This window comes from Ginsengibacter hankyongi, from assembly GCF_008710285.1.
Classification (GTDB): domain Bacteria; phylum Bacteroidota; class Bacteroidia; order Chitinophagales; family Chitinophagaceae; genus Ginsengibacter; species Ginsengibacter hankyongi.
Genome location: NZ_VYQF01000001.1, coordinates 331,146 through 344,407, shown reverse-complemented (window position 1 = coordinate 344,407; position 13,262 = coordinate 331,146). Strand labels below are relative to the sequence as shown.

Genomic DNA, 13,262 nt, shown 5'->3' with positions numbered 1-13,262 from the left:
ACTTTAAATTTATGTTATACAAATAGAACACTACCTTTCATCAAACCTTAGTATGCACCTACGAAATATCATTAAATCTATATCCCGGAAATTATTATTTATAATCTTAGGAGTTATTCTTGTTGCTGTTTCTCTTTATTTTGTTTGGCAAAATAATAAGTATCGGTTTGCAAGAGATAAACTTAAAAGCACCGTTTCAGAACAAACAGACAGCCTTTATAAAATAAAATATGATTCACTTTATTTTGATGAGATAACGGGAGAGGCATATCTTAAAAACATTCATATAGGGCCGGATACAACTATTATTAAAAGAACAAAGCTGGATGATCTTCCTTATATTTTATTGGATATTACCATTTCAACCTTAAAAGTAAACGGAGTTAAAACAGATAAAGCTTTGCTGGGAAAGCAGATGGAAGGCGACTCCGTGATAATTGATCACCCCGATGTAGTCGTTTATTTTATAAAACCTTTGCAAAAGAAAACAAACATTAATGAAGAAGCTACTTCAATTTATAATGAAATTCTTGGCAACCTGAAACGCATACAGGTAAGCCGCGTTTTCATCAATAATGTGCATATACAAGGAATCAATTATTTTGAAAAGGGAAAAGTATTTGATCTCACCAATGGTAATATTCAATTAACTGATGTACTGGTTGACAGCGCCCATAACCTTGATACAACACGTACATTATTTTGTAAACAAATCGGATTGCAGGTTGCTTCTTTTGTAGAATATGATAATTCAAGACCTGAGATCCGGGTAAAAAATTTGAACTATTCGGGCGCAGATAATTTACTTTCTTTTGGTAACATAGACGTAAACCGATTTGAAAGTTCCAATGGTGACAGCAGTAAATTATTGCGTGCAAGTAATCTTGTTCTTAAAGGTATTGATGCTAATGAGTTTGTAAAAAATAAAAATATAATCGTCGATACTATTCAATGTAAAGATATTTCTGTATACCAGCCACCCTTAAAAAAATTAAAAATGCCACGTGATAATAATCAGCAGAAGAAAGATACCACCGGCTTTAGGCATGTTTACAGTATTGAAATGACACACCTGGGCTTTCCCAAAATTTCATTTATACCCCGCAAAAAAAGTGGTATAAGCATCGGCAATATAGCTGTGACAATAAACGAAGTAAAAGCCGATGAGGTTATAGATGTTCAAAATAATCCGCTGGATTATAGCAAGGAAGTTGAAATAACCACCGATAATATAACAATGAATTCCAAAGACGGCTTTTACAATTATACTTTCCGAAATGCATCTATTAATTCTTTGCATAAACAATTAAAGATTGCCTCAGTTGGTATAAAACCTTTATTGAGTGAAAAGGCATTTGCTAATAAAGCTCATTTTCAAAAAGACCGTTATGAAGTGGATTTAAAAGATATTTCTTTGAAGAATATAGACATGAAAAATCTGCTGGATAAAAAAATATTTGCATCTGATTTGGTTGTCAATAATATTTCTGCAAAAATTTACCGCGATATCAGAAAGCCGTTAAGTGGCAAAAATAAAGTGGGTAATTATCCATCCCAAATGCTTGGCAAGGCGAATATGCCTGTTAATATTTCTCACGCAACTTTATCAAATGCATTTATACAATATACAGAGCATGAAAAAATAAGTGACAGCTCTGGTGTAGTTACGTTTAATGGTACTTCAATTAATATTTCGAATATTACTAACGTGAAAGATGCAATAGAAAGAAATGGAGTTACAACCATTTCATATAAAACCAGAATACTAAATGAAATTCCGGCTGAAGGAACGTTCAAATTTTTTTTAAATAGCAATACTGGGAGTTTTATCGCAACAGGTCATGTATCTGCTTTTGACGCACTATCGTTAAATAAAGTGTCTGTGCCAATGGCTTTAATGCGTTTGAATACAGGCCAAATAAATGCGATAGATTTCAATTTTACCGGCAATGACACAATTGCGAAAGGAGACTTTGTTATGAAATATAACAAGCTAAAAGTTGATGTATTAAAGCGTGATAAAGATTCCAAAGAAATTAAAAAGAAAGGCCTCACCAGCCTGGTAGCAAATATAATTGTGAAAAATAATAACCCTGAGAATGGAAATCTGCGTAAGGAAACTCCTCACTTTGATCGTGATGTGCAGAAATCTTTTTTCAATCTTATCTGGAAAACCATTTTTACCGGGATGAAGAAGACGGTGGGCTTGCCGTAGAAATCCTTATTGCTGTGATTGTTTTTTTCTAATAAATAACTGTATGGCATACCCGAAAATTATTACCAGCAGCGCTCCTATAACATTCAGCCATAAAAAAGAAATCACATCTGCTTTATAAATAATTATAATAAATATTTCTGAGATAACCGATGAATAGAAGGTTGCATTAGCTTTTATACCCTTAATCCAAAATGCTACTAAAAAAATGCCTAGTATTACTCCATAAAATAATGAGCCAAGGATATTTACAGTTTCAATAAGGCTATTGCCTAAATTGCTTGCAAATTCAGCAACTGCAATGCTGAAGAGGCCCCACGCCAATGTATAAACTTTTGCCAGGTCATAATCCATTTTCGGCGTAAGCTCTTTCTTAAAAAATCTTTTGTGAATATCAACAACCGTACACGACGCTAATGCATTCAATGCAGCAGCGATGCTTCCCCATGCGGATAAAAAGATTATTGCTATCAATAGGCCGATAAGGCCTTTTGGTAAGTAATCCAGCACAAATCTTAAAAAGATATAATTGGTATCACTGATTTCCTGGCCAGGCAAAGCACTTGACAAAATATTTTTGTACTTGGCCTTAATTGCGGCTTTTTCAGCGTTAGCAGCGGGCGCAACTTTTGCATAATTGGATTCAAGCGCTATAAGTGAATCTTTATACGGAGTTTTTTTTGCAAGTTCCACCTGCGTTTCGTTAAAATAAATGGGTTCTTTATGAAACTGGTAAAACGAAAAAACCAATACGCCCAGTAATAGAATTAAAAACTGCATCGGAACTTTCACAATGCCATTCATTAATAATCCCATTTTACTTTGCCGGTTATTCTTTGCTGTTAGGTAACGGCCAACCTGGCTTTGATCAGTACCGAAATAAGAAAGCGCTAAAAAGAAGCCCCCTATTATTCCACTCCAGATATTGTATTTATCCTTCCAGTCAAAACCATTCGCGGTTCTTCCTGAAGTAATGATATTCATTTTTCCATTTTTACCTCCGATGTGCAATGCATCAATAAAGCCGGTATTTTCAGGCATAAGATGAACAACAATATAACCGGCTATAAACATGCCTGCAAATACTATAATCAATTGTAATTTTTGAGTATGAGCGACCGCCCGGGCGCCGCCACTTACTGTATATATAATTAGTAAGCCACCCATAATAATATTGGTGACATAGATGTTCCAGCCAAGCAATGAACTTAATATTAATGAAGGGGCATAAATACTGATGCCGGTTGATAAGCCACGGGATATTTGGAACAGAAATGAAGTGAGCGTTCTTGTTTTAAGATCGAAGCGGTTTTCTAGAAATTCATACGCGGTATAAACTTTCAGTTTATTAAAAACAGGTACAAAAACAACGCATATAACGATCATGGCTAATGGCAGTCCGAAATAGTATTGAACGAAACGCATGCCATCTGTATAAGCCTGGCCAGGTGCGCTTAAAAAAGTGATAGCGCTCGCCTGGGTTCCCATAATGCTCAACAACACAAGATACCATGGCATATCGCGGTTGCTTAAAAAATACCCATCTAGATTTTTAGTTGTACGGCTTTTATAAACTCCATAAAAAATAATGGTCGTAAGTGAAGTAATCAGAACTATCCAATCAATAATACTCATAAGCCTTACCTGTTGTGATAATTTAATTGTGGAATAAATCTATCCGCCATTAAAATAAACTGAAAGAAAATAATATAGTATAATCTGAAATAAAAGGAATGCCAGCACCAGTAAGTACCACTTATTCCAATACTTTTTTTCAGAAGACAACATATCAGCAATTTTATTTCATTAAATTCTCTTACTTATTTTTTGGTAACGCAATTAAATTAGCCATCAGGCGGTAAGCGCCCGGAACGCCATCAGGTAGTTGGCGAAAGAAAACAAGGCTCGCATACACGAAGTTGCCTTTCCCATATTTTGCAATGGCAAGGCTTCCATTGCTTTCTTCTTCATCCGCGTCATGCATGCCGAGCGGTGTTTCATAATGCGAATCTAACTGAACGGCCTGGTAAGTACTCCTTTCCTGCACCCAGCCTTCAAAATCTTTTTCCGTTATTTTATTCGGATAATTTAATGCAGGATTAGCCGGCAATAAAAAATTTACTTTGGCATCTTCTTCTGTAACACGTGAACCGGAACTGATCTTAAAAGGGTAGGGGCCGACCGTTATATTTTTATCACCTACCTGGTTGCTCTTCATATATTGAACGATCATGTTGCCGCCGTTTTTTACGTAACGCATCAATACATCATTTTTATCACTTAAGTATTCATATAAATTATACGCTCTTATTCCAGTCATGATGGCGTCGTATCGCTTCAAATTTTCATCGGTAATATCTTTCTCTGATAGAGTTGTTACATCATAGCCCATATCTTTTAATGCATCAGGTACTTTATCGCCCGCGCCAATAATGTAACCTATCTTTTTACCGACGATCTTTATGTCAAGCTTTACAATATCTGCTTTTGCTTCGGGGAAATAAGTGATGGTGGGGATATGATTGTATGAAATTGTTTTCGTGTAACCGTTATAGTTGCCATCACTGGTCTTTAAATATATTTCTTCTGAGTTATTTGTTTCATTAGATTTTGATGTGAAAGTTGCTGTTTTGTAAACTTCCTTGCTACCTTTTGTATCATAAGTAATAGATGGAATATCGGTGGCCCAGTTTTTCGAATAATCCTGCAGAACTTTATAACTTTCTGAATTATCTAAGTTTGACTTTAAATGAATAATGGCTTTTACAGGAGCGCCATTCAACGAAATGAAATTATCCTTCGTATAACTCAACTCAATTTTTGGCAATACCGGTATTGGCTCATAAGTGTCGCCCTTTACAGGATCAATATATCTATACTGAACAGGTTTTTTAATAGTAAAATCCTCACCATCAATATTTACTAAAAATGATGCCTCAAACGAAGGGGCATTTTCTGCTTTACCAATCAACGTCTGATCTCTTACATCAAATGTCCCGCCTTTTAGCGGGTACACGAGCCAGTAAGGTTGTGATATTTTTTTATCATCAGCGACAGCTAAAGTTTTATTGATGTTAACATTTTGATTGGTAGGCAAAGCTGTTGAAAATGATGAATCAAAATTTTCAACACTTATATTTTTAAAAGACACATTTACATTTTCTCTTTTAATTAAATTAAAAGAGATGCTCAGGTTTCCGCCTTGCACTACCTGCGATTGTGATGATGTTGCTTCAACATATAGCGCACTGCATTCAATAATGATTTCTTCTACTTCATCCAATTTTTTATTTCGCCAGTTATCTTCCGGCAATGCTTTAATTGCCTGGTATAATTTTACTAAAGATGGCACTGATAAATCGGGCTGAGCAATATTATAATTACTAATGATAGCATTAATCATACTTTCTATCGGTTCGCCCCCGGGTATTCTTTTCCAGTCAGTAACAATTCCATCCATCAAATCATTCTTTGGCGCTTCTCCGCCTGTTGTTGCAAAATACTCATACGATTCACCTCTTCTTCTGGGCCTTCCTTCTCCCTGGCTTTTATGCATTGTTCTTGCTTCGCCACCCAGCTCGCCGTAACTTTTTCCTATCAGGGGATTATAACCGCCTATGTCAATTTTTAACTGGTCCTCGCTGGTTGTATTGTTTCCGCCAAAATTATAAGTGTTCCATAAAATTCTTTTTGCCTGCCAGGGTTTTACACCATATTTAAATTGTTCAGGAAATTTAGTCGGATCAGCAGCAGCAGTGAATGCTTCCTGTGCTAAAATAGAGGATGCTGCATGGTGGCCATGCCCCGCACGTTTATCAGGAGGGAATCTTTTTATAATAACATCGGGCTGATACTTTCTTATTACCCAAACAACATCACTTAATATTTTTTCTTTATCCCAGATGCGCAATGCTTCAGCGGCGCTTTTACTAAAACCAAATTCATACGCCCTGGTAAAATATTGCTCTGCTCCATCAACACGTCTTGCAGCTAATAATTCCTGGGTGCGTATTAAGCCGAGTTCTATGCCTTGTTCATCACCAATTAAATTTTGTCCGCCATCGCCTCTCGTTAAACTTAAATAAGCTGTACGCCACAATTTTTCTTTGGCAAAATAAGGAAGCAATGCATTGTTCTCATCATCAGGATGCGCACCAACATACAAGACAGATGCAAGAACATTTAATTTTTTTATTTGTTGAAAAACTTCTGAAGAGGTATAAGTTTCAGGCGATTGAGCAAAAGCAAAAAATGAAAGGTGAAGAGTGAAAAATAAAAAAACGATTTTGCGCATATTTTAAAAATTATTCTACGAAAATAAGGGAATGTAGTTTTTAAGTGCCTCCGCTTAAATAAAAAACAATAACAGGATATTGTAAACACCATTATCCGGTAAAGTTTATTTTTATTCTAATGACTTAAATTCGATGAAATTTTATAATGAAAGAACCCCCTCTTCTTTTTTTGCTGGTTATTTTTATATGTTCCGTTCAATTCACGTATGCCCAGCAATCAAATTTAAATCCTTACAATTACCATCCTGTAAAACAAATTATTTGTAGAAATGGCGCTGTAGTTTCCGCGAACGCGTTGGCAAGCCAGGTGGGAGTAAATATTTTAAAGGAAGGAGGTAATGCCGTTGATGCAGCAATTGCAACCCAACTTGCTTTGGCTGTGGTGTTTCCCGGTGCAGGCAATATTGGAGGTGGAGGTTTTATGATTGTACATTTAAAGAATGGTAAAAATGTTGCCATTGATTTTCGGGAAGTGGCTCCGGGCGCAGCATCGCGGGACATGTATCTTGATTCTAACGGTAATGCACAAATGCATTTATCGCAGGACGGATATCTTGCAGTGGGAGTGCCGGGTTCCGTTGCCGGCATATTCGCAGCTATGAGATATGCAAGACTTCCTTTTAAGAAATTAATACAACCTGCCATTGATCTTGCGGAAAAAGGGTTTGTGATATCAGATGCAGAAGCAAAAAGTTTTAATGGGTCGAAAAATGAATTTATAAAATTAAATACAACACTTCCAATTTTTGTAAAGGATGAAGTATGGAAAGCAGGTGACACGCTTGTTCAAAAAGATCTTGCCAATACTTTAAAAAGAATAAGAGATAACGGCGCTAAAGGATTTTATGAAGGTGAAACTGCAAAGCTTATTGCGGAAGAAATGAACCGAGGGAATGGAATTATTACCGAAGATGATCTGAAAAATTATAAACCTATCATACGTGAACCTTTATCTTTTAATTATAAAGGAAATACAGTTGTAACAATGCCTTTATCCAGCAGCGGTGGAATTATTTTAGAACAAATGATGAAGATGAGCGTTTTTGAAAATATTGGCAAAATGAAATTTGAAACTCCCCAATCAGTGCAATTGATGACAGAAATAGAACGCCGTGCTTTTGCAGACAGGGCAAAGTTCTTAGGCGATCCTGATTTTGTAAAAGTGCCGGTAAAAACTTTGGTAAGCGATGCATATTTAAAAAAGAGATTACGTGATTATACGCCGGGGAAAGCAGGCAACAGTAAGGATACAAAGGAAGGTGTAATAAATGTAGAAAGCGATGAAACCACGCACTTCGACGTAATTGATAAAGAAGGCAACGCTGTTTCTGAAACAACGACCTTAAATGGTTGGTTCGGAAGTAAGGTTGTGGTAGCAGGCGCCGGCTTTTTACTAAATAATGAAATGGATGATTTTAGTGTAAAACCAGGAGTCCCCAATATGTTTGGCGCTGTGGGCGCTGAGGCCAATGCGATTGCTCCCCATAAAAGAATGTTGAGCAGTATGACGCCAACGATAGTCTTAAAAAATAATAAACCATGGATTATTGTGGGAACGCCGGGCGGCACAACGATTCCAACGAGTGTATATCAAACATTGATTGACATCATCGATTTTAATATGAGTCCTGAAGACGCAGTTAATTGGCCGAAGTTTCATCATCAATGGTTGCCGGATGAACTCTATATTGAAAATACTTTTGACAAAAATGTGGCGGATGAGTTAAGAAAAATAGGATATAAAATAGTAATAAAATCGGGTATCGGAAGAACAGAAGTAATTATGGTAAAGCCTGGCGGCTCATTAATTGCTGTTGGTGACGGGCGAGGCGACGACAGCGCTGCAGGTTATTAATTATTGATGAGGCTTTCCAGAAACTTATAAAAAGGAAATGTTTTGTTATATATTAACGCATCTTCATTTGGCTAACGCAGTCGTTTGATTATTTTTGCCAATCAATTTTTTCTCCTGAAAAAAGTTTATAAAATATCTTTAAGAATTTTGCTGGCATTCTTTGCACTGATATTTGTGCTTTGGATTTTACTGCATACAAGTTTTTTTCAGAATTATATCGTTCGCAGGGTTACTCATCGTCTTTCTAAAGACCTCCATACTACCGTTTCTATTAAGCATGTGGATTTTGAGCTTTTTGATAAAATGCTGTTAGAACAAACTTTAGTGCTTGATCAAAAACACGACACATTGTTGTACGCAGGTGCTGTAAAAGTGAGCCTTACTGATTGGTTCTTTTTTAAAAATAATATCACGCTTGAATACATTGGTCTTGATGATGCAGTGATAAATTTAAACAGGAAAGATGCTACCTGGAATTACCAGTTCTTAGTGGATTATTTTTCAGGGCCGAAAAAAGCAAAAGATACTTCCTCGGGCGCTGTTCAATTGAATTTAAAAGAAATTCAATTGAACAGGATTAAAGTGTGGCAAAAGGATGAATGGAAAGGAACCAACCTGCTTGTATCATTAGACAATTTTAGTTGTAACGCAGATACCTTTGATTTAAATAATCATATTATTAATATTAAATCTGTTACCATCGGCCATCCGCTGTTTTCACAATATGATTATGATGGCAACGAGCCGGAAGATACCACCGTTGCCGCTGCTGCCCCGTTAGCCGAAGTGGATAATAGAGACACCTTGCAATGGAATACTGATGGATGGAAGATAGCAGTAAAAAATTTGCAGATTAATGATGGAGGATTAGCTATAGAACAGCAAACAGTGCGGCCGGTTTATACTAACCAGTTTGACGACCAGCATATCATTATTTCAAACATTAATGGAAGCTTTAAAAATTTCAGTTTTTTACAAGATACTTTAAAAGCTAACATTCAACTCTCGTGTAAAGACAGAAGCGGTTTTACAATTAAGAATATTGCCGCTGAGTTTAAGTTTACGCCAACTATCATGGAGTTTAATAAATTCGATCTGGTTACGAGTAAAAGTCATCTTACAAATTATTATTCCATGCGGTATAAAAATTTCAATGATGACATGCAGGATTTTGTGCACAAAGTAACCGTTGAAGGCAGGTTTGAAAAAAGTGAATTAAATAGTGATGACCTTGCTTTTTTTGCGCCCGATGCTGCCACATGGAAGGAAAATTTTGTATTGAGTGGAACTGCCAGAGGAACAATAGATAATCTGTCAGCCAAAAAAATGATTATAAAAGCAGGTGATGATAATTACCTGGATGGTGACATAAATTTACGCGGACTGCCAGATATAGACCAGACATTCATCGACTTTCGCTCAAGGGATATGAGAACAAATTATAATGAGCTGGCCCGCCTTATTCCCGCGCTTAAAGATATTACCAATCCCAATTTAAGCGCCTTTGGCAATATTAAATTTACCGGAAGCTACACCGGTTTCATCCGCGACTTTGTAACCTATGGAACGTTGCAGACCGACATTGGAACTTTGCAAACAGATGTGCAGATGAAAGTTCCGCGTGATGGCAACCCTGTTTATAACGGTACCATTTCAACTGATAATTTTCAACTGGGGAAATTTATTATGAACAGCCAGATTGGTACCATAGCATTTAATGGAAAAATAAATGGTAAAGGGTTTAATGCGAAAGATGTAGATATTGGTATTGACGGAAATATAAGCCGCGTAATTTTTAACGGATATGCCTACACGAATATAATTGCGCATGGGAATTTCCGTAAAAAATTGTTTTCGGGTAATGCTAGTATTGATGATCCTAACATTAAAATTGACACACTTTCCGGTTCAATTAACTTTAGCAGAACAGATCCTGAATTTAACCTGAATGCGAGTGTTGGACGGCTAAACCTTCAAAACCTGGGATTTACCAATGATAGTATTTCTTTAACCGGTAATTTTAATCTTCACTTTACAGGAAATAATATTGATAATTTTTTGGGATCAGCAAAAATTTATAATGCTATTTTGCTGGATAATGACCAGCACCTCTCCTTTGATTCACTCACAATTAATTCCTCTGTTCAATATGGAAAGAAATATTTAGCCCTGCAAACAAATGAATTGGAAATTACGCTAAACGGCAATTTTAAGATTCTTGAATTACCTGATGCATTCCAGTTATTTCTCAACCGGTATTATCCTGCTTATATCAATAAGCCTAGACGAAAAATAGAAAACCAGGATTTTACCTTTTTGGTTAAAACAAGAAATGTGAGTGATTACATTGCCCTTATAAATAAAAAATTAAGCGGACTGGATAATTCGATTGTTATAGGAAATATTAATGTAGCCGAAAATATTTTAAACGTCCAGGCAGACGTGCCGCAATTTAATTTCAGTAATGTAAGTTTTAATAATATTCATTTCGCTGGCCGCGGAACGAAAGACACCCTTGCTTTTAACGGCGACATTGATGATGTAATTATAAACGACAGCTTACATGCACCCGGAACAAAATTGCAGGTTATTGCTCATAACGATATTTCGGATGTAGTAATAAATACGTCTACCAACAAAACATTAAATGCTGCGAACCTCTCTGCCAAGGTTGTTACAAATTCAAATGGCTTCAGGCTGATGTTTAACTCATCAACCTTTACAATAAACGAAAAGCAATGGACAATTAATGAAGGTGGTATTCTTGAACTCAATAAAAATACACTGCTTGCCAGTAATGTTAAGTTTGATCACGATGGCCAGGAAATAAGCGTTTATACCGAACCGTCAGCCTTAGATTCAGGCAACGACGTTTTGATAGGAATAAAAAAGCTGGACATTGCTGATTTTGCCCCGTTATTTTTTAAGACACCTAAGATAAACGGATTTATGAGCGGCAGCATTCGCATTGCAGATCCGTTTGGAAAACTTGCTGTAAACTTCGACACAAAAACAGAACAGTTTCACTTTGAAGGTGATTCAATTGGAATCTTATCAACCAGTGGAGAATACATCTCAGCTTCGGGCCAGGTAAAAGCTCATGTTGTCTCAGACAATAGTTTATATAATTTTTTGGGCGACTTCGCTTATACGCCTAACGATTCAAGCAGTAATCAACTAAATGGAACTATTACACTTAATAATTCCGGCATTAATATTTTGGATAAATACCTGGGTGATATTTTCAGTAACATTTCAGGAAGAGCTACCGGCGACTTGCATATTTCCGGTACCACTGCAGATACAAAGCTTACGGGCAAAGTGCGGCTTGACAGCACATCACTAACGGTAGACTACACGCAATGCCGTTATATTTTGGAAAATAATACGCTTATAACTTTTAACCCAGACGAAATTGATTTTGGAACGATTAAAATAAAAGATACGCTTAATAATACTGCTACAGTAAGTGGAAAATTATATCATAGCTTTTTTGATAATTTTTTCTTTAATGATTTGCATTTAAAAACTGATCCAAGGGGAAACGGGCCGGCAAAATTTGTTTTATTAAATACAACTTCAAAAGACAACAAGGAATTTTATGGAAGCTTGGTAGGCGAAGCTGAGTTATCTCTTAATGGTTTTGTGACTGATATGAAAATGAGTATAAGAGGGCAGCCAACAGATAGCAGCCATATTTATTTACCTACCGGGGAAACCGCTGAGACTGGGCCATTAGATTATATCGAGTTTACAAAATTTGGGCGTGAAATGAAAGCTGATCTTGTATCGCGTAAAAGCTCAAATATAAAAGTTGATATGGCGATAACGGCAAACCCGTACGCAAAAATTGATGTAATACTGGATGAAACTACCGGGGATGTTATAAAAGCACAGGGAAATGGGAAATTAAATATTACGGCAGGAACAAGAGATCCTTTAACCATAAGAGGAAGGTATGATATAGAAGAGGGGCAATACACTTTTAATTTTCAAACTTTTTTAAAGACGCCATTCAATTTACAAAAAGGATATATTGAATGGCAAGGGGATCCTTATCTTGCCAACCTTAATATCGACGCCATTTACAGGGCTTCTAACGTAGATTTAAGCAACATACCTACCAGCGCCGGGCGAAGTTCAGTAAAGGGAGATGTTGATATAATTTTTAAATTAAGAGGAACATTAAGAGAGCCTACGCCCACATTTGAATTTCAATTTCCTTTTGACAATGCCTTAAAGTCTGATCCAATCGCGATTGAATATTTAAAAACTTTCCAATCCGATCAAAATGAATTGAACAGGCAGGTAACATCCCTGCTACTTTTTAATACATTTATGAGCAGCCAGCAGGGATTGCTCACGGGTAACAATACAGGAAATTTTGTAACACGAAGTGTTGGCCAGATATTGTCATCTACTCTTTCCAGTTCACTCAATACCTGGCTGCAAAAATTGCTGAATACAAATTCGGTTAATCTTTATACCAATATAAATACATCAGATTTTAATTTTCAAAAAGGCGGTACGCAAAAAGAAATACAAAATGTTGGAAATTTTGGTGTGAAAACTGCATTTCTTCAAAACAGGTTGCTGGTTAATTTTGGCGGCAATGTGGATTACCGGCTTGCGCAAGGCGCTTCTAATTCCAACGCTAATTTTTTGTTTACTCCGGATGTATCGTTTGAATATTTAATTTCCCCGGATGGTAGGCTGCGGGTAATTGGATTTAACCACAGCGACGCAGACCTTGGGGATATATCAGGTATTACCCGCCGCAACCGAACGGGTGTTCAGCTTTCCTACAGGAAAGAATTTGATACATTCACCGAGTTTTTTACCAATCAAAAAAGAAGGATCAACAAGCGGGTTATTGACACAACTTCAGCTAATTGAT

Annotated in this window: 5 protein-coding genes; 3 read left to right on the top strand and 2 right to left on the bottom strand. The window is 36.4% G+C overall.

Annotated elements, in window-relative coordinates:
- The first annotated feature begins 52 nt into the window (after positions 1-52).
- Complete coding sequence (locus tag FW778_RS01490; RefSeq protein WP_150412801.1) at positions 53-2,215, top strand: hypothetical protein; 2,163 nt, start codon at positions 53-55, stop codon at positions 2,213-2,215.
- Positions 2,216-2,221: 6 nt separating this feature from the next.
- On the opposite strand, the gene FW778_RS01485 is transcribed toward FW778_RS01490, so the two are convergent.
- Positions 2,222-3,850, bottom strand: coding sequence for a sodium:solute symporter (locus FW778_RS01485; protein WP_150412800.1), 1,629 nt, complete (start codon positions 3,848-3,850; stop codon positions 2,222-2,224).
- Between the two features lie 181 nt (positions 3,851-4,031).
- A complete protein-coding gene (locus tag FW778_RS01480) occupies positions 4,032-6,509 on the bottom strand; it encodes a PIG-L family deacetylase (protein WP_150412799.1) in 2,478 nt (825 codons plus the stop codon).
- 146 nt (positions 6,510-6,655) lie between these two features.
- On the opposite strand from FW778_RS01480, the gene ggt reads away from it, so the two are divergent.
- Together ggt and FW778_RS01470 are read left to right on the top strand one after the other, a co-directional pair.
- Entirely contained in the window at positions 6,656-8,365 is a 1,710-nt protein-coding gene (gene ggt / locus FW778_RS01475) for a gamma-glutamyltransferase (protein WP_150412798.1), read from the top strand.
- A gap of 147 nt (positions 8,366-8,512) precedes the next feature.
- Positions 8,513-13,261 (top strand): translocation/assembly module TamB domain-containing protein, encoded by a 4,749-nt coding sequence (locus tag FW778_RS01470; protein ID WP_150412797.1) that lies wholly within the window; start codon positions 8,513-8,515, stop codon positions 13,259-13,261.
- Position 13,262: the final 1 nt, after the last annotated feature.